The 17,364-nt window shown below is 67.4% G+C and carries 15 protein-coding genes, 5 pseudogenes and 1 CRISPR repeat array; of the genes and pseudogenes, 9 read left to right on the forward strand and 11 right to left on the reverse strand.

The genetic code is table 11. The annotated features are described in order from the left end of the window. Positions 1-106: 106 nt before the first annotated feature. Positions 107-1,044 (reverse strand): annotated as a pseudogene (locus tag ABZV42_RS41125) (DNA polymerase III subunit alpha); the annotation flags it as partial. A 67-nt stretch (positions 1,045-1,111) separates the two neighbouring features. Here ABZV42_RS41125 and ABZV42_RS41130 point away from each other — a divergent pair. The 4 genes from ABZV42_RS41130 to ABZV42_RS41145 all read left to right on the forward strand — a co-directional run bounded on the left by ABZV42_RS41130 (position 1,112) and on the right by ABZV42_RS41145 (position 3,884). Further along, complete coding sequence (locus ABZV42_RS41130) at positions 1,112-1,417, forward strand: transposase (protein ID WP_356057310.1); 306 nt, start codon at positions 1,112-1,114, stop codon at positions 1,415-1,417. Between the two features lie 23 nt (positions 1,418-1,440). Then, positions 1,441-2,331, forward strand: coding sequence for an IS3 family transposase (locus tag ABZV42_RS41135; protein WP_356057338.1), 891 nt, complete (start codon positions 1,441-1,443; stop codon positions 2,329-2,331). Between the two features lie 26 nt (positions 2,332-2,357). Further along, positions 2,358-2,691: a CRISPR direct-repeat array (repeat unit 29 nt; unit sequence CTGCTCCCCGCACGCGCGGGGATGGTCCC). Positions 2,692-2,697: 6 nt separating this feature from the next. Further along, a complete protein-coding gene (locus ABZV42_RS41140; protein ID WP_356057313.1) occupies positions 2,698-3,453 on the forward strand; it encodes an STM4013/SEN3800 family hydrolase in 756 nt (251 codons plus the stop codon). After that, complete coding sequence (locus ABZV42_RS41145) at positions 3,450-3,884, forward strand: NUDIX hydrolase (protein WP_356057315.1); 435 nt, start codon at positions 3,450-3,452, stop codon at positions 3,882-3,884. The genes ABZV42_RS41140 and ABZV42_RS41145 overlap by 4 nt, the downstream gene beginning before the upstream one ends. A gap of 666 nt (positions 3,885-4,550) precedes the next feature. Here ABZV42_RS41145 and ABZV42_RS41150 read toward each other — a convergent pair. The 5 genes from ABZV42_RS41150 to ABZV42_RS41170 all read right to left on the reverse strand — a co-directional run bounded on the left by ABZV42_RS41150 (position 4,551) and on the right by ABZV42_RS41170 (position 8,541). After that, the gene (locus ABZV42_RS41150) at positions 4,551-5,222 is read right to left on the reverse strand and encodes a hypothetical protein (RefSeq protein WP_356057317.1); all 672 of its coding nucleotides are present in this window, start codon (positions 5,220-5,222) and stop codon (positions 4,551-4,553) included. Positions 5,223-5,541: 319 nt separating this feature from the next. After that, positions 5,542-6,069 (reverse strand): hypothetical protein, encoded by a 528-nt coding sequence (locus ABZV42_RS41155; protein ID WP_356057319.1) that lies wholly within the window; start codon positions 6,067-6,069, stop codon positions 5,542-5,544. Between the two features lie 266 nt (positions 6,070-6,335). Continuing rightward, positions 6,336-6,581, reverse strand: a complete 246-nt coding sequence (locus ABZV42_RS41160; RefSeq protein WP_356057320.1) for a DUF3761 domain-containing protein — start codon at positions 6,579-6,581, stop codon at positions 6,336-6,338. A gap of 339 nt (positions 6,582-6,920) precedes the next feature. Next, complete coding sequence (locus ABZV42_RS41165) at positions 6,921-7,529, reverse strand: SMI1/KNR4 family protein (protein ID WP_356057322.1); 609 nt, start codon at positions 7,527-7,529, stop codon at positions 6,921-6,923. 172 nt (positions 7,530-7,701) lie between these two features. Beyond that, positions 7,702-8,541 carry a hypothetical protein gene (locus tag ABZV42_RS41170; protein ID WP_356057324.1) on the reverse strand — a complete coding sequence of 280 codons (840 nt, stop codon included), beginning with the start codon at positions 8,539-8,541 and terminating at the stop codon, positions 7,702-7,704. A 122-nt stretch (positions 8,542-8,663) separates the two neighbouring features. Here ABZV42_RS41170 and ABZV42_RS41175 point away from each other — a divergent pair, with 122 nt between their 5' ends. Then, positions 8,664-9,431: a transposase gene (locus ABZV42_RS41175; protein ID WP_356057326.1), complete on the forward strand. Its 768-nt coding sequence runs from the start codon at positions 8,664-8,666 to the stop codon at positions 9,429-9,431. A 14-nt stretch (positions 9,432-9,445) separates the two neighbouring features. On the opposite strand, the pseudogene ABZV42_RS41180 reads toward ABZV42_RS41175, so the two are convergent. Both ABZV42_RS41180 and ABZV42_RS41185 read right to left on the reverse strand, forming a co-directional pair. Continuing rightward, positions 9,446-10,101 (reverse strand): annotated as a pseudogene (locus tag ABZV42_RS41180) (hypothetical protein). A 104-nt stretch (positions 10,102-10,205) separates the two neighbouring features. Continuing rightward, positions 10,206-11,912 carry an IS1182 family transposase gene (locus ABZV42_RS41185; protein WP_356057328.1) on the reverse strand — a complete coding sequence of 569 codons (1,707 nt, stop codon included), beginning with the start codon at positions 11,910-11,912 and terminating at the stop codon, positions 10,206-10,208. A 280-nt stretch (positions 11,913-12,192) separates the two neighbouring features. Between ABZV42_RS41185 and ABZV42_RS41190 the strand changes: the two genes are divergently transcribed. After that, entirely contained in the window at positions 12,193-12,717 is a 525-nt protein-coding gene (locus ABZV42_RS41190; RefSeq protein ID WP_356057330.1) for a S1 RNA-binding domain-containing protein, read from the forward strand. Positions 12,718-12,770: 53 nt separating this feature from the next. Here ABZV42_RS41190 and ABZV42_RS41195 read toward each other — a convergent pair. Beyond that, positions 12,771-13,006: pseudogene (locus ABZV42_RS41195) on the reverse strand (ATP-binding protein); the annotation flags it as partial. Between the two features lie 111 nt (positions 13,007-13,117). Between ABZV42_RS41195 and ABZV42_RS41200 the strand changes: the two are divergent. The 3 genes and pseudogenes from ABZV42_RS41200 to ABZV42_RS41210 all read left to right on the forward strand — a co-directional run. Continuing rightward, positions 13,118-13,369 (forward strand): annotated as a pseudogene (locus ABZV42_RS41200) (transposase family protein); the annotation flags it as partial. 253 nt (positions 13,370-13,622) lie between these two features. Further along, positions 13,623-14,276: a hypothetical protein gene (locus ABZV42_RS41205; protein WP_356057332.1), complete on the forward strand. Its 654-nt coding sequence runs from the start codon at positions 13,623-13,625 to the stop codon at positions 14,274-14,276. A gap of 207 nt (positions 14,277-14,483) precedes the next feature. Continuing rightward, positions 14,484-15,383, forward strand: a pseudogene (locus ABZV42_RS41210) (dihydrodipicolinate synthase family protein). Here the strand turns inward: ABZV42_RS41210 and ABZV42_RS41215 are convergent. Beyond that, on the reverse strand, positions 15,370-16,569 hold the full coding sequence (locus ABZV42_RS41215) for a WD40 repeat domain-containing protein (protein WP_356057334.1): 1,200 nt from the start codon (positions 16,567-16,569) through the stop codon (positions 15,370-15,372). The pseudogene ABZV42_RS41210 and the gene ABZV42_RS41215 sit on opposite strands and share 14 nt — an antisense overlap. Next, positions 16,566-17,135, reverse strand: coding sequence for a SigE family RNA polymerase sigma factor (locus ABZV42_RS41220; RefSeq protein ID WP_356057336.1), 570 nt, complete (start codon positions 17,133-17,135; stop codon positions 16,566-16,568). The genes ABZV42_RS41215 and ABZV42_RS41220 overlap by 4 nt, the downstream gene beginning before the upstream one ends. Positions 17,136-17,364 lie beyond the last annotated feature (229 nt).

The raw sequence follows: 17,364 nt of genomic DNA on the forward strand, positions 1-17,364 counted from the left end.
CCGCTACGAACGACAAGCCATTCATTTCCTCGCCTTCACCAGCATCGCCTGCACCCTCATCTGCTATCGCAGACTCACCAAATGAGATGACTTCTCAATAGCCGATTGGCAGCCGGTCCGGGTCGGCCAGGGCGCGGCGGGCGACGTCACCGGCGGCCCGGTCGCAGCCGGTCATCCGGGCCAGGATCGCGATAATCTGCTCGTGCCAGATGACCACGCCGTACGTGTCGTTGAGCACGGGCTCCAGGTCGGGGTGCGGGTAGCGCGGGGTGGCGCCGTGCCGGGCGGCGATGAACAGCGCCGGCATGCCGCCTTTGACCGGGCCGGGCCGGAAGAGGCTGATGTCTGCGACAACGTCCTGCATGTGGCGGGGCTGGAGCCTGCCGACCAGGTCTTGCTGGCCGGGGGATTCGAGCTGGAAGAGACCGACGGTGTCGGAGGCCTGGATGAGCTTGAACGCCAGCGGGTCGTCGAGGTCGACGTGATCGGGGCTGTCCAGGTCGAGGACCCGGCCGGTGGCCCGGTGGATCTCGGCGACCGCGTGGGCCATCGAGCTCTGCATCCGCACGCCCAGCACGTCGAGCTTCAAGAGCCCGAGATCTTCGACGTCCTCTTTGTCGGCCTGCAACATCAAATATCCAGCCGGGGTCGGCTGCACCGGAACGCGGTCCAGTAGCGACGCGTTGGAGATGATCACCCCACAGGGGTGCATGGCGTACGCCCGCGGCAGGGCGTCCAGGCCCTCTGCGAGCTCCCACAGGGGCCCGAACTGATGGGCTCGACCGGCGAGTTCGCGGAGTTCCGGCAGTTCCGCGAGGGCGCCGCGGATGTCGCGGGCACGGATGTGCGGGAAGCTCTTGGCGACCTCGCCGATCACGGCGGAATCCCCAGAGCGAGGCCGGTGTCGCGAAGGGCGTGCCGGGCCCGGTAGGTCTCGGGCATGCCGGTCACCGCGGTGCGCTCTCTCCCGAACCGCTCGATGATCGCGTCGTAGACCTCCAGTCGGCGCTCCGACTCCACATCCAGGTCGATGTCGGGCAGTGAAGCTCCCCCTTTGGCCTGGACAGCCTGATACTGGGACGGAAGGTTCCGGAGGAAGCAGTCACAGGTAGTGAGCAAGAAGAGCAATACGAGCAAGCGGTACACGGCGGAGTTCAAGCGGGATGCCGTGGCGCTGGCGCTGTCGTCGGACAAGACAGTCACCGAGGTCGCCCGGGACCTGGGGGTGAGCCCGGAGGGTCTGCGTGGCTGGGTGAAGCAGGCCAAGGTCGATCGTGGCGAGGGTCCTTCCGGGGCTCTGACCAGCGCCGAGCGGGAAGAGCTCGCGCAGTTGCGGCGCAAGGTCCGCGAGCTGGAGAAGACGGTCGACGTTCTGGGAAAAGCGACCGCCTTCTTCGCGCAGGACAAGTTGAGGTAGACACCGCCGCGCGGTGTCGCTTCATCGAGGCGGAGAAGGCATCGACCGACAAACCTGCAGGTCACAGCGTTGCACTGTTGTGTCGTGCGCTGGGAGTGCCGCGCTCGACCTACTACGCATACCAGGCGGCTGCATCGGCGCGCCGGGCCGCTCGGCGCGAGGAGGAACGCCTGGTGGACGAGATCCGAGTGCTCCACGCCGGATCGCGTGGCGCCTACGGGGCCCCGCGAATCCACGCCGCCCTGCGGCGGGCCGGACGGGTGGTGAACTCGAAGAAGGTCGAGCGGCTGATGCGCAAGCACCGGATCGTCGGGATTACCCGGCGCCGGCGTCGGGGCCTGACCCGGCAGGCGAAGCGGGCGGTGTTCGCCGCCGATCTGATCGGCCGGGACTTCACCGCACCCCGTCCCGGGATGCGGCTCGTTGGCGACATGACCGAACTCGTCACGCTGGAAGGGAAGATGTATCTGGCGACCTGCATCGATCTCGCGACGCGGGAGGTGATCGGCTGGGCGATGGCCGGTCACCACCGCGCCGAACTGCCGGTAGCCGCCGTGCGGATGGCGGCCGGACGCGGCGGCCTGGACGACGGCTGCATCATGCACACCGACCGCGGCAGCGAATACACGAGTGACGAATTCCGCACCGAGATACGTAAGTTGCGCATGAGGCAGTCGATGGGACGTGTCGGCTCTTGTTACGATAACGCTGCTGCGGAAAGCTGGTTCGCCGTCCTCAAAGCGGAGATCGGAACGACCGTCTGGGAGACCCGCGAGGCCGCCAGGGCCGACGTCTTCCGTTATATCGAGATCGAGTACAACCGCAGCCGACTCCGCAGACACCCCGAGTACGGCTACGTCACCCCACTCGAAACGAGAACCTTGCTCAGGCAGGACCTCACCCCCGCAGCGTAAACACCCGCTGTCCAGGACCCGGGGGGAACTTCACCGCACGCGCGGGGATGGTCCCGGGGGTGGTGTTGCCCGGTGTTGAGACGGTGACTGCTCCCCGCACGCGCGGGGATGGTCCCAGCATCCGGTCTCTGACCGTCACCTGGCACAACTGCTCCCCGCACGCGCGGGGATGGTCCCGCCTACGCCCTCGACATCACGTTGGCGACGATCTGCTCCCCGCACGCGCGGGGATGGTCCCTGGACGGGGATGGGGAGGGGATTCCCGTTGGTCTGCTCCCCGCACGCGCGGGGATGGTCCCGACCCTCGAGAGGACCCGACCTACTTCGTGAACTGCTCCCCGCACGCGCGGGGATGCTCCCCTGACCGTGGCCGGCACCGACATCTTTTTCGTCACGCTCGACTCCCTGCGCCACGACGTGGCCCACCGCGACCTCCAGGAAGGTCGCACGCCACGCCTCGCCGGGCTCCTTCCGGGCGGGCAGTGGCAACGCCAGCAGACGCCCGGCACCTTCACCCTGCCCGTGCAATGGCGTTCTTGTCCGGCTTCCTGCCCAAACCCACCCGGCCCGCCTGTGGGAGTGCCGCCCACCGCCTTCAAGAAGGTGCCGCCCGAGACGTTCGTCTTCGACGCCCCCAATCTCCTCGACGGACTCGCCCTGCACGGCTACCGCACCGTATGCGTGGGCGGCGTCACCTACTTCTCCCAAGAGACCCCGCTCGGATCGGTCCTGCCGGCAATGTTCCACGAGGCGCACTGGCAGCCCGAGTTCTGCTCCCCGGAACCGGATTCCACTCGCCACCAGACAGACCAGGCCCTCGCCCTCGCCGACCACTACGACGGCCACATCTCCGCCACACACGTCCCCCACGGCCACTACCTCGGCAACAGCACGGACAACGGCGCCTCGCAAGCCGCAGCGCTCGCCTACACCGACGCTCACCTGGGCCGGCTGCTCGACGGGCTTTCCGCTCACGGGCAGTGGCTGGTCATCATGTGCGCCGACCACGGCGACGCATACGGAGACGACGGCTTTTACGGACGAGGCATCGCCCACCCTGCCGTGTGGAATGTTCCTTTCGCCGCCTGGTGCACAACTGACCACTACGCTCGATCCGTATGAGCGATGGATCAATGCGCGACGCCTCCGTCGTCGTGGCGCGCGACGCAGACGGCCTTGTTGCACTGCTGAGCGCCGACTTTCCCGACCACGGAGGCGAGTACCTGTTCCTGCCCGGCGGGCGCCGTGAGCACGGGGAGACCGCCCTGGACTGCGCCCGCCGCGAGCTGCGCGAGGAAGCCGGAGTGACCGCCGGCCATTGGCAACCACTGGGCTCACACGCGATCACGCTGAGTTCTCCAGCACGCGTCCACATCTACGAAGCCCGCGACCTGACCCTCGGCGCCCAGGAACTCACCGAAACGGAGCAGGACTTCAAGCTGATGTGGTGGCCCATGGCCGATGCGCTTCAGGCCGTACAGGATGGGCGGTTCCTCCTCCCTGCAGGGCCGCTGGCCCTGCTCCTCGCAGATCACTGCCCCGCGAAGGGCTGACGTCCCGCCCTTGCACGCCAGGGGACAGTTGAGGGCTGTAGCTGTAACAGATCGCGGCCTGGAGGCGGCCTGCACCTCCCCGCGTCGCCGACACCGTCCCCGAGCCCTAAAGAGAGCATCTGATCCCCAGGGGCAGGCGCAGGCCAGTTTCGTGTCTGGTCCAGAGACATCTGGGTCTCGCCGGCCTCCGCCCGATGCCGTGCGGTGGTGGCGCTCTACTCGTTGGGGCTGTCTCGCCGTCCGCCTACGACTGCGGGCGGCTGGTCCAGATGACGCTGCGGTCTTCGCGTTCGAAGTCGGATCCGACGGGGTCTTCTCCGCCGCGCTCAGCCGTGACGCTTCGGCACAGCACGAACCCTGATCCGCTTCTGGACCGAACGACGACAGGCAGATGGAGCTCTCTGCTGGACGGGCTGACTCCAGAGAAACCGAGAATCTCTTCAGCCTCGGCTCTGCTCGTGGAGCAGAGCTCAATCGACTTGTAGTGCTGGACCAACTGCATGGCACTCACACCTTCGAAAGGCAGGTCCAGGCAAGCGGTGTCCACGCTTTCGGGAACTGCCCGAAGGAGCAGCTGGGAATGTCCGATCCCATAACGCCAGACTCTGAAGCAGGCGGGTGTTCGCACGGGTGGTGGTGTGTTGCCGTCGTACGTGACGCCTGCCCTCAGCCGAGGCCGAGGGTGCTCAGGGCGGTGGTCCAGTCGCTGGCGATGGCCTTCTGCGCGGCCGTCAGGGAAACCTTGCCGGCGCAGACCGCGGTGTGGAGTTTCGTCTCCACCGGGTCTTTGGCGTTGTTGACCCCGCCGCCCGTCTTGTGGCCCGGGTCCGGCGGCTCGACCCAGAGGTTTCGCGGATCGTTGGGGTCGCCGCCGAGCTGGAGGCTGATCAGGTGGTCGTACTCGGCATCGCCCATGCGGCCCTTGTAACCGTAGGAGGCCGCGTTCAGCGCCTTCTCCTTGCCGGTGACGGAGGTGGATGGCCGGATGCCGGAGGTGTAGCCGCCCTTGCGGCAGATCGTGGACTTCAGATTCGCCTGCGTGACTGCTGGAGAGATCGCGCCCGGCGTGCATGCCGGGTCCTCCAGCGGCTCCCCTTTCTCGTACCGGAAGTGGCAACTCCCTGCTGGAGGCTGCTTCTGGACGGTGTAGGTGGCCTGCGGGCCCGCCCCGGCCGCGATCGCCCGGTCCGGGCCGCCTCGTGCATCCGTGCTCGAAGGCCCCGTGGCCGTGGTGCCGGTCGGTGACGCGGCAGATCCGCCCGTTGCGGTCGGTGAGCAGCCCGCCAGGAACACCGCGGCGAACAGCACGGATGACGCGACACGGTAGCTGGAGCGCATGACGACCCCCCCACGAGCAGGAATTGGCTGGGCACATCCTGCCCGGCCGGCGCGTCAGCACACCGGCCGGGGCCCGCGCGAAGGAGCACGAACGTGTCCGGCAGGCCGCGGCCGCCGACGACAGTGCGCGCACGGTGGGCGCGGACAAGAACGCATCGGTATTCACCGGGCCGTGTGCGAGGTTGAACGTGTCCAGCCAGTACGTCCAGCCCCGATGGCGAGACCGCCCTCTCCCGCAGCCGGTGGTCGCTCACCCTGTAACGACGGGCGTGTCCGGCGTCCCTTGCAGAGGCTTCGCGCACCGCCCTGCTGTCCGTTGTCAGCCGATTCCGGTCACCGAGAGTGCGGTTGTCCAGTTGTTGCGGATGGCGGAGCGGGCGGCGGAGAGGGTGATGGTGCCTTTGCAGACGGCGTTCTTCAGTTTGGTCTCGACGCCGTCCTTCGTGGTTGCGGTCTTGGTTCCCGCGTACGGCTCAGGCCACAGGTTTCCGGGGTCGCGGGGCGCGCCGCCGAGCTCGAGGGGGACGAGGTGGTCTTCCTCGTAGGAGGACATGGCGGTGTCCGCGTAGCCGTAGTCGATGATGCCCTGGGCCTTGAGGGGGTTGGTGTAGGAGGTGGGCGGCCGCACGGTGGCGGTCCAGCCGGAGACGCAGATGGTGGAGCCGATCGTCGACTGGGTGACGTCCGGGTTGTAGGCGCCGGGGGTGCAGGACGCATCGGGGAGCGGCAGGCGTGACTGGGAGCAGGCGGCGGCGAAGGCTGGTGTGGAGGAGGCGCCGATGATGAGGCCGGCGGCGGCGAGGGTCAGTGCGGAGGTGCTGGCGGCGATGCGTGTGAGGGGGCGCATGTGGTCTCCGGCTGTCGGCCCGGGCGGGGTGTCCCGGGGATGGGGACATGACAGCGCAGAGCCGGGCTACGCGGGTAGACCCGGGGAGGTGAAATCTGTGTATGCAAACCGTTGACGTCTGATCAACTCCCACCGCTTCGGCGGCAGTCGCCGCGTGCGGCCGCGCGTCCTGACGTCCCCGCGCCGGGCACCCCGACGCTGTCAGGCTTCACGGAGCCCCCGCCCCGGCCTGGGGACGGCCGGGGGAGGGGGCTCCGAGCAGGTGTTCAGCGGTACCAGTACTTGACGCCTCGGTGGTGCGAGCAGGTGCCGCGGGCGTGGGCGCTGTAGGACCAGGTGCCGTCCTTGCATTTCGCCGTTGCCCCGTGCGGGTGCGGTGAGTTGGCCTTGCACACGCCCGTGGTGTGCCGGGCGCACGTGGCCGCTGCTGCGTCGGTCGCCACCGCGACCGGGGCGACGAGCGCGGCCGCCAGTACGGCTGCCGCGACGGCGCTCCTGAATGTGGTCAGCATCAGAGCTTCCCCCTCCTGTGGATCCGGAGAGGCGATCATGGACCTGGCTGCCGGGAGGAGGCGGCTGGCCCGGTCAGCGGTCATCAGGCTGTGACGGTCGTGGCCCGGCTGTAACGGCACGTTCGAGTCGTGCGTACACACGCGCGGTTCACGCGGGCGGCGATCAGGCGCTGCACTGCTCGGGCTTGGGCGTGCGGGACATGAGCGCGGCGGCCGCGTCCGGGACACTGGCCGTGCCGTCGATCACCGCGGCGACGACCTCGGTGATCGGCATCTCGGCATCTCGGCCCCGTGGACCCGTGACAGGCCCAGGATCGCCTTGCAGGACTTCACTCCCTCTCAACGCGCGGCTTCCCAAGTCAAGTCGCCCAGGTCGTCGACCCTGCCCACACAGGTCGCCTCGGCACCGCCGAGAGCAGCATGCTGCAGCAGCACCGGCGTCTGTGTTTCGAGCGCGACAGCGACATCCCGAAGCATCGAACCGATCGAGTCCCACATCGGCAGCCCGAGCCCCCAGCGCTCGTGGTTCCAGAGAAAAACCGCCCCGTGAGACCCGCCGGGCCGAAGGTCAACGATCAGGCCGTCACCGCCCGGGCTCATCGCAATAGGCATGAACTCCGGCAGAAACCGCGGCTCCGGCTCTCCGTTCGCATCGAACGTGAGCCCTTCCTGCTCTGCGACCAGTAGCCAGATCTCCCGCGTCTCCAGGGCCTCGTCCAGGTCTACCGGAGCGAACGCTCCGGGAATCCAGTAGTGGGCCCTGACGTCGGTCAGGGCCCACCACTCCCGCACGTCCGCCGGCAGTGTCACAGCCAGGGACGCCTCAACGCCATCAAGGCGTCCCTGGTCCACCGCTGACCTGAGCGGGGACAGCTGAACACGGGTCTTCAGCCAGAGACCGATTCGATCCCATGACTCCCGCACACCATCGTGATCAATTGAGGTCATGGCGGGCAGTCTGCCAGCCCGCTCCGACAACGGCTCATGCCCCCGACCAGCAGGCCCTCAACAGGCAGACCAGCATCCGGCTCCCTGAGTGGCTGTTGTCGTACCGCTCATGAGGCGTGTTGGTCGAACGGGGATCTCAACCGGGGAACCGCGGCGGGGACTGTGTTGCCGTTCAGGCGATCGCCTGTCCGATCTGGTGACGGCCGACTTTGTCGCGGCTCCAGATGAATGCGCGCCATCGACGCGGTTCCTCGCTGCTCCATTCCTGGAACTCCATGACCGCGACGGCGCGAGAGGCTCGCCACCTGATGGTTCGACCGGAGGCTTCGGGTATCTCGGTCAGGCCGCAGAGCCGCTGAGCGAGGGCGAAGCTGTCGATGTCGAGGGTGTCAGCGCGGTCCCAGGTTGAGGCCAAGTCGGTGAGTGCATGAGATTCGATGAGAGCTCGGATGGAAGGGGCAATCTCGATGAACGCACCGCTTCCATCCTCCACGCCGACTCGTCCGTCCGTGTGCATGAGATAGCGCACCGGAGAGGAGACACGCTCCCCGAGCCAGTCGAAGTACCAGCCGTGGCCGGAGTCGCTCCACATGTTCTGGCCCAGGTCGAAGTGCCAACTCCGGAGTTGCTCACGGCGTTCACTCCCGGCCGCGTAGCTGTTTCGCACCTGGTAGCACAGGCCGCCGTATCTCCGTTCGAACCCCTCGCGACGGATCACGAGCATCGTGGGTGGGGCGATCGACTCGCCGAAGCGGTCGCGGGTCCGGGGGAACTCTATGGCGGGCCGGGGTTCCTGCGACGGCTCCCGCCAGCCAGTTCGGCACAGCAGACTTCTTGCACGGAGAGTAAGGCCGACGGGGTCATCCAGGATGTGCATCCTGCACTTTTTCCGAACGAGGGGTTGGTCTTCCGCGATCAACGCTACCCGGTCGAGGCCGTCCGGCGTGCCGATCTTGAGGAGCGTCGATCGAACGGGAGTCTCGATCGGGTGACTGCGGCGGTTGCTGTGCATGAGAACAGGGCCGCTTGGTAGCTCAGAGGGTGTCTACGCCAAAAAAGCCTTCCAGGAGGCCCTGTTGTCGCAGTTCTAAGGGGTGTCCCGCAACTACTGGTCACGGGTGAGACGATCTTGGTGTGGCTGGTGTGATCACGGCGTCTGAGCCGTCTTGGATACGTCCGTTCACAGGGCTGAGCCCGCGCCGCTTTGGGAAGTTGGTGACCGCGGTGCGGTGTGAGGGTGCAGGCGAACCACGGACGGGCCGCCCGTGGGGCCTGTCGCTTGAGGACCGAATTCTCTTGGTCGCGGCCTACTGGCGCACCAACTTGACCATGCGTCAACTGGCCTTGCTGTTCGGGATTTCGAAGTCGGCAGCCAGCCGGGTCATCGACCACATCGGCCCTCTGCTGGCCTTGCCGTTCCGACGCCGGTTCGCGAGGGGCACTGTGCTGATTGTGGACGGGACGTTGGTGCCCACCCGCGATCACTCGGTGGCCGAGCAGTCGAAGAACTATCGGTACTCCACCAATCACCAGGTCGTCATCGATGCCGACACTCGCCTGGTTGTTGTGATCGGGAGGCCGCTGCCGGGCAACCGGAACGACTGCAAGGCGTGGGAGGAGTCGGGGGCCAAGGCGGCGGTCGGCCGGACGACCGTGATAGCGGATGGTGGCTATCCAGGGACCGGATTGATCATGCCGCACCGCCGTTCCCATGGCGAGGAATTGCCCGGCTGGAAGCGGGAACACAACCGCTCACACAAGCAGGTCCGTGCACGAGTGGAGCACGTTTTTGCCCGGATGAAGACCTGGCAGATCCTCCGCGACTGTCGGCTCAAGGGCGACGGCGTTCGCCACGCCGTGCGAGGCATCGCCCGTCTACACAATCTCACCCTTGCGGGATAAGGCCATGGCCGCACTCAGGCAGGTGCCTCACTCTCGTCAGCCCGCGGGGGAGGCGTGTGCCGTGGCCACTGCGTGCCCACTTGTTCCACAACAGCGGCCCGGAACGCTTCCAAGAGAACGCTTCCGGGGTACATCCCAAAATCTCCGTACTTCCAGCGGTAGTAGCACGACCAGTAGCTCACCACGCGCCGCTCAGTACGTGCGAAGAAGCCCGGGTTGCGAGCGATGAACTCCCCGTAGAGTTGGCGCTGGGTTGAGCCCGGCTCCGCTAGCCCGGGCAGCCCCCGGCCGATCGACTCAATGATCTCCAGCACGTATTCGCCGGCCACTGCACCACGAACGGGACCGCCCACGGCTCAGCCGACGCCGTAATCTGCTCGAGATGCCGCTGGCGGACCCGGCCATCGTGGTGCCGGGAGTACAGACAGTGCAAGATCATCTGCTGGGTTCCGGACAGGGCCCGCTCGGATCCGGCGCCCGGCTCCTCGTTGTAGATGCGCGACGGGATGGCGACGGTCTCGCCCTGCACCTCGGCCTCGAAGGGCATCATCGGTGCGAAGCTGGCCTGTGGCAGGCCCGCCAGGACACTCTGTACGTCACCGGCAAGTGGGGTAGGAAATGCCGCCACCAGGGCGTGGGCGACGTTCGACGGATCCCGAGGCAACTGCACAACAGGAGGATAGGCGGCGAACCTTACGGTCTCTCAACCGCCCACCTCCACGTTGCGGGACAGCCCTTAGCTTGACTCTGTCGGGGATCTTGGAGTTGCCGAGGTCAGGTGCCCAGGGTGCGCCAGGATTTTGGCCGGGGGATCTCGCGCTGGTCGAGGTAGTTCTGGAAGGCGGTTGCCTGGCGGGGAGGGGGTGCTTCCTCGGTGGGTGGCAGTCCGCTGAGGCGCTCGATGTTGACGGCGATGGCGGTCAGGACGTGTTGGATGTGGGCCTTTTCCTGTCCTCGGTAGCGGCAGTGGCGCATGCCGTGTCCGTGGGCGAACTCGTTGATGGTGCCCTCCACTCCGGAGCGGACCGCGTAGCGGGTCTTCCACTCGGGTGTCTGCTGCTCGGTGCGGACGCGGAGTTGCAGGTCGCGGAGTTCTCGTGGGGGAAAGCCCACGGTGCGGGTGCTTTCGCGGGAGGTGGTGCACTGGGCGCGGGCCGGGCAGGGGTGGCACTGGCTCTTGGTGAACCGGGCCACGATCAGCGGGGCCGCGGTGGGTGAGGAGGTCGGGTAGGGGCCGTGCCAGCCCTGGCTGATCTGGCCCTGGGGGCAGGTGACCTGCCGGCGGTCGTAGTCGATGTGGAAGTCGTCCCGGGCGAAGCCCTCGTTCTGACGGTGTTGGCGGGTGGGGTTGCTGCGGAGTGGCCCGGAGACGGTGACCTGGTGTTCACGGGTGGCTTGTTCCAGGTGGGGCAGGGAGGTGTAGCCGGCGTCGACCAGGTGCTCGGCGGGCAGCAGGCCGCGGCGCCGCAGTCGGGTGTGGATGCCGGGCAGGACCTGGCTGTCGTGGGTGGTGGCCGCGGTGGTGGCCACGTCTGTGATCACGTTGGGGCTGTCGGGGGCACAGGTCTCGGTCAGGTGAGCGGAGAACCCCTTCCAGTTGATGATGTGTCCGTGGCGTGCGTAGCGGGCCGAAGTGTCGTAGGGCGAGACGATCGTCCGGGATGAGGGCGGCAGCCCGGGTCCGCCTTCCGTCTCGGCGGTGCGCCAGCGCAGGTGTCCTGCGGCGTCACGGTGGTAGTTCTGCACCATGATCTGGCGCAGGGCCTGGATACGCGGGCCGGACGTGCGGTCTGCTCCGTGACGGTAGAGGTGTTCCAGGAGCCGGACGGCGTCGTTTCCGGTGGCGAGGATCCTGGTCTTGGGCTTGGTGGGGTTCTTGCCCAGGCGGACCGCTCGGCCGTAGCGGCGTCCCCAGTCCTCGTCGACCAACTCGTCCAACAGGTGAGGAGAGATGCCGGCGACTTCTTCCAGTGCGGCGCGGACCGCCTCGGTGACCAGCTCCAGACGGGTCAGATCCCGCACCGCGGCCAGGACATGGGTGGAGTCGGTGCGCTGCGTGGTGCGCTCGCGCACCAGGCCGACTTCCTTGAGACGGGCCAGCGCCAGGTCGAGGAGGCGGTCGGCACGGTCGCCTTCGGCGAGACGCTCGCGGAAGTCGGCCAGCACACTGTGGTGGAAGCCCGGATCGTCCAGCTCCATGGCCATGGCGTACTTGAAGTCGATACGGCAGCGGACCGCCTCGGCGGCCTGCCGGTCCGACAGGCCGAGCAGGAACTGCAGCACACAGACGGTGGCCAGCTGAGCGGGCGAGAGACCCGGACGCCCGTCGCGCGGGTACCAGTCGACGAAGTCCTCGTCGCACCACAGCCCAGCGAGCCGGTCACGCACCCATATCGCCGTCGTGCCGCCCGGGTTGCTCGCCCGCGCGATCTGCGCGGTCAGAGGCGGGACTTGCTCGCCGGAACGGGGACGGAGCGACAACGGGCACCTCGACAGCTGCATCGGTCATCGGAACGACCCGAGCATGCCCGTTGATCATGCTGCCGCACTGCGAAACTCCAAGATCCCCGACAGAGTCAAGTTAGGCACGGTGGCTTCACCGATGAGTCGTGGCCCCACACAACAACGAGTTCTGGCCCCACTTTCTGATCTTCATGGCCGGAAATAACAACGAAAGTTGGCCCCATCTTCAGGCCGCGCTGCCGCCTCCCCTGCGCGGGTCTGACGTGAGATTCTTGGTCGTTGACGAAGGGTTGGCGGTATGGCGGAGACGGCAGATCGAGGTGGCCGGACGGTCCTGGAGACGCTGGAGCGGGGCCAGGTCCGCAAAGGGGTGGTGTCGTCCATCGAGAGGTTCGGCGCGTTCGTCGACATCGGGGGCTTCCACGGGCTGGTGAACGTAGCCGAGTTGACCTGGGCTCATCACTTCGAGGCGGTGTCGGACATCGTGGAGGTGGGACAGGAGGTCACCATCGTGGTCCTGGACGTCGATGTCGAGCGGGAACGGGCTTCCTTCTCGCTGAAGGCGCTTTATCCGGATCCGCTTGAGGAGTTTGCTCGCGTTCAGTTCGGTCGCGTGATTCCCGGCCGGGTAGAGAGGGTCGTTAGGATCGGAGCCTTCGTGCAAGTCCACGAGAAATTCGCGGGGCTGGTTCCGATCCATGAGCTCGCAGAGCGGGATGCGGATCAGCCTGAGAGCGTCTTGCAGATTGATGATGAAGTCATAGTCGAAGTTGCCGGCATCAACCTGCATAGACGCCGGATCCTGCTGTCCCTCCGCTCGTGATGGGGTATTCGTCGCCGCCTTCTGGGCGCGGGTGTGGGAGAGGCGGTAGGAGTCGTGAATGTCTTTGTCCAGCCGGAGAACGATTCGTTGGATGCGATGGCGACACTGTTCTTTTCCTCTCGTTCAGTCAAACCTGGAAGAGAAGTTCAGCCCCGCGTTTGTCGAGCTCCATGTAGCCGAGTTCGTTGATGCATAAAAGGTCGACGCGGCCGTAGCGGGCGATGGTCTTCGTGAGTTGCTTCTCGTCAGCCGCCTCGACTAGTTCGTTGACGAGTTTCACGGCGAGTGAGCCTTTTCCAACCTGCCGATGGCGCCCGCGTGTTGGACGGTTCAGCAAAGCGGCGAAGCTCCTGGTAGACGGGTTCTCGACCAAGATCACCTGTACCGCCAGGAGCTTCGCGTGCTTGTTTACCCGTCGTCGATCGACCTGTCCAGTCGCACTCTGCGGTACCTGACCGGGCAACTCGCAGGCCGCCGCAGGGAGATCGGTACCCGGTGGCGGCGGCTGGCGGCCGGGCGTCAAGCCCTGCTCGCCCTGGCCCACCTGCGGTGCGGTGACACCTATGCCCAGCTCGCTGCCGGGTTCAGCATCTGGATCGCGACGGTCTACCGCTACATACGCGAGGCTGTCGAGGTTCTGACCACACTGAGCCGTTTTCAACCTGCCGCCGATGCCGACGTTCCCTGCTGATCTTCGGACGTTGGCGGACGAAGCCCTCGCTCGGATTGCCGCCGACGATGAGGTCCTCGCATGGTACTGACTGGGTTGAATGCGCTGATGCGCGCCGCTGGCTCGCCATGATCAATGGCCTCCGAGCGGTGCTCAGCCCGTCCCCGGCGTCGATGGACGTACCCATGTTTGACTTGTGACGTAGCCGGAACTTTCGCCGTTCTACAGTGGCCAGGTGCCTGAAAACCCGTGGTTCGAGATCGATGGCCCTGTTGGCGAGTTGGAGATTGACGAGGCTGAGCTCGCCTTCGCGGCAAGGCTCCGAGCCCTCGCGGGGTGCTGGGACGTGCCCTTCGCGTCCAGCTGGGTGGGGAGGGCCGAAGACGACTCATCGCTCTTGGCGGTTGTCACGTTGGGGGCGTCGCGGCTCTCGCTGGCTGACTTCGGAGTCCACATCACCGGTTCGACGATGCGCGGCGACCGGCTGCACAATCAGTTGTACTTTCTGCCGGAGCGGCCGACTTCGTTTTCGATGGAGGTCACCGGCTCCCCTGAGGAGCTGGCCGAGCGGGCTGCCGAGTGGTTCGAGACGATCCTTCGCAAGCCTGTTGTGCGGTACGAGTGGGAGCACAACGGCCAGATCTACGCCGAGCTATACCTGTTCGCGGATACCAGGGAGGGCATGGCTCAGAGCTACAACAGCACGCTTTCTCCACCTGGGCAGGAACAAGAACTCATAGCTGCCGGCCATGTGGTCGGCCTGAACTGGATCCAGACTTCAGGTCTTGGCCGGCCCGATCGAATCGTCCCCGTCAGAGGGACAGTAGACGACGGGGGCAGCTCCAAACGTCGACGTATGAGCTTGCGAGGTCTGCTGGGAAGGCCCTGATCAGGAGGTTTGCCAAGGCCGGGGCGGCTCTTTCTGAGGTTGCGAACCGATGACCGGGTGGGCTGCTGCGCGTGCGGAAGGCATGCCAGTGAGCCGTTTCAAACCTCAGCGTGACGCTGCCAGGTGAAGGGCGAGGATGGCCTTGACCAGGCCGGTGATGCGGTTGGTCGAGCACCGGAGCTTGCGCAGGAGCCGCCAGGATCGCTTCTGGTGGCCGAGGGGTGCGAGGGACTGGTGCTCTCCGGGACGACGGGCGAGTCACCGACAACGTCGGACGCCGAGAAGGCCACGCTGGTGCGGGCGGTGCGGGCGGTGCGGGCGGTGCGGGCGGTGCGGGCGGTGCGGGCGGTGCGGGCGGTGCGGGCGGTGCGGGCGGTGCGGGCGGTGCGGGCGGTGCGGGAGGCCGTGGGCGACCGGGCGTCGATCGTGGCGGGGGTGGGAACGGCCGACACCCGGCACACCGTGGAACTGGCCCTGGCGGCCGAGAAGGCGGGCGCGGACGGGCTGTTGGTGGTCGCGCCCTACTACAGCAGGCTTCCGCAGGACGCGGTCGAGGCGCACTTCCGGGAGATCGCGGACGCCTCGGGGCTGCCGCTCATGCTGGACGACATCCCGGGACGCACCGGGACGCGGATCGAGCCGGAGACGATGATCCGGCTCGCGGGGGCATCCGCGGATCGCGGCGGTGAAGGACTGTGCGTACGACCTGCTCGGTACGCAAAAGGTGCTGTCCCGTACGGAGTTGGCGTACTACGCGGGCTGTGACGAGTACGTCCTTCCGCTGTACGCGATCGGGGCGGCCGGATACGTGAGCACGGTGGCCAATGTGATACCCCGCCACTTCCGGTCGATTCTCGACGCGTTCGACGCCGGGGACACCGCGGGAGCGGCCCTTCGGCAGCGGCAGGTGCTTCCGCTGGTCGAGTCGATGATGTCGGCCGGACTGCCCGGCGCGGTCACAGCGAAGGCGGTGCTCGGCGGCTCGGGTTGCCGGCGGGTCCGGTGCGGGCGCCCCTGCGGCCCGCCGACCGGGAGGCGGTCGACGGGCCGCAGGCGGCCTACCGGGAGGCGACCGGCGTGGACGCGGCGGCGGTCAGCGGGCGCTGAACAGGGGTTCCCATGAACCCAGTTCGGTCATCATCTGCGGCCCGTACGCGGTGAGCGGCACGACCTTGGAGGAGCCGAGGGTCATCAGGGCGAGCCGGTGGGGGTGGTTGCCCTGCCGACTGTTCTCGAAGACGATGAGCCTCTTGTTGTCCGCCCAGGCCAGGCGCGCCATGTAGTCGGACACCTTGGGCACCTCCTTGCCGGTCGTCATGTCCCTCACTCCCGACGGGTGGACCAGGAACTTCTTGTCGGGCGAATAGCCGGCCAGTTCGAGCTCGAACTTCACCTCGTTCGCGGGTGTGGCGACCTCCTTGCCCGACAGATCGTGGTACTGGCGGTGGGCCTGGGTGACGATGTGCTCGTAGATCAGCGTGCTGTCGGCGCTGAAGCGGAAGTCCCAGCGGCCGCCCTCCGAGCGCCCCCACTGGTCCTTCCAGTCCGGCGCCCGGTGCCAGGCGATGTGCCCGGAGGCCACGTCGATGAAGCTGAACCCGGTCCGGCAGGGCACGCCCCGGAGCCACCAGCCCTTCTCGCCGTCGGGTCCGCTGGTCGGGATCCGGTGGTTCCAGTAGCGCCGGTCCGGATCGCTGGCGTACGTCGTCGCGACGATCTTCTTGCCGTCGGGCGAGAGCGCGACACCTCCGACGCCCTGCGGGACAGGGATCCAGCGGCGGATCTCGCCGGTCGTCAGGTCGAGCAGCCCGACGCGCTGGGCGGGGAGCCGGTGTTCCAGGACGACCGCCGTCCGTGAGCTCGGCACGGTGTCCATGACGGACCACCGGGTGTCCTTCACGTACCGGCCGGTCCGCTGGTCCAGCCGGTGGTAGGTGCGGGTGAGGACCTGGTCCTTGTCCGGCTGCTTCTCCAGCGACTGGACGCTGTACGCGGCGAGCGCGACGTCGCCCGCCGCGATCCTGTCGCGCGGCGGGTACTGGTCGGTCTGGGCACTGATGTCGCTCCGGTCGACCCGGCCCGCGGGGCGCACGTCCTCCCCGCCCGCGTCGAGCCGGGGAACGGCCACCACCACGGCGATGGCCGCCACGGTCGCCACGGCGGCGCCGGCGATCGTACGGGTCCTGCGGCGCCGTCGGACGGCGAGCACGCGGTCGGCGAATCCCGGCGGGGTGCGCGGGCCGTCCTCGGCCTGCTCCCGGAACGTGTCGCGCAGGAGTTCTTCGACGTTCACCGGCGTACCTCCACGGGCGAGAAGTCACGGGACGGCGGCTGCGGCTCGTGCCCCGGGCCGAGCGAGGCCAGTTCGGGGGCGAGCGCCCGCAGCCGGGCGAGCGAGCGATGGGTCGTGGAGCGCACGGTTCCGACGGAGCAGCCGAGGAGCCGGGCCACCTCTGCCTCGGGCAGATCCTCGAAGTAGCGCAGCACGAGCACGGTGCGCTGCCGCGCGGTGAGCCGGGCCAGCGCGCCGCGCATGACGACCCGCAGTTCGGCGGCCGCCGAGGCGTCCGTGCCGGGGACCGCGGGGCCGGACGTCTCGGGTGGTTCGGCGACGCTCAGTTCGCGTCTCGGCCACTTCAGGCGCCAGCGGCTCACCTGCTGCCGGTACAGGATCCGCCGTACGTACGCCTCGGGTTCGTCGATGCGGTTCCAGCGGCTCGCCACCTTGATCAGCGCGTTCTGCAGCAGATCCTCGGCGGCGTGCCGGTCTCCCCCGCTGAGCAGCACCGCTGTCTTCAGCAGCGCGGACGACCTGTTCGCCACGAAGTCCCGGAAGGTCTCATCCGCTGCGGCATCCATCGTCACCTTCTCGTTCCCGGTGGCCCTTTGTGACCCACCCCTGTGTCCCTGGTGACGCGTGCCGCCACACCCCGCTATGCCTCCCGGCACGAACCGGGCCGAAGAAAATTACCCCACCCCCTGATCCGGCGCCCTCTACCTTTGATCTTGGCCAGTGCTCCGGCGTTTACGTCGGGGGTGAAGGTCATCTCAGAACTGCTCTGATCCGCAGGTGAGCACGGGTCCGCAG

Origin of the sequence: Streptomyces sp. NPDC005281 (genome assembly GCF_040607495.1) — a bacterium.
Lineage (GTDB): Bacteria > Actinomycetota > Actinomycetes > Streptomycetales > Streptomycetaceae > Streptomyces.

Coding starts and splice junctions, on each gene's coding strand:
- ABZV42_RS41145 (WP_356057315.1), top strand. CDS start 3,450: ATGAGCGATGGATCAATGCGCGACGCCTCCGTCGTCGTGGCGCGCGAC.
- ABZV42_RS41150 (WP_356057317.1), bottom strand. CDS start 5,222: ATGCGCTCCAGCTACCGTGTCGCGTCATCCGTGCTGTTCGCCGCGGTG.
- ABZV42_RS41155 (WP_356057319.1), bottom strand. CDS start 6,069: ATGCGCCCCCTCACACGCATCGCCGCCAGCACCTCCGCACTGACCCTC.
- ABZV42_RS41160 (WP_356057320.1), bottom strand. CDS start 6,581: ATGCTGACCACATTCAGGAGCGCCGTCGCGGCAGCCGTACTGGCGGCC.
- ABZV42_RS41165 (WP_356057322.1), bottom strand. CDS start 7,529: ATGACCTCAATTGATCACGATGGTGTGCGGGAGTCATGGGATCGAATC.
- ABZV42_RS41170 (WP_356057324.1), bottom strand. CDS start 8,541: ATGCACAGCAACCGCCGCAGTCACCCGATCGAGACTCCCGTTCGATCG.
- ABZV42_RS41190 (WP_356057330.1), top strand. CDS start 12,193: ATGGCGGAGACGGCAGATCGAGGTGGCCGGACGGTCCTGGAGACGCTG.
- ABZV42_RS41220 (WP_356057336.1), bottom strand. CDS start 17,135: ATGGATGCCGCAGCGGATGAGACCTTCCGGGACTTCGTGGCGAACAGG.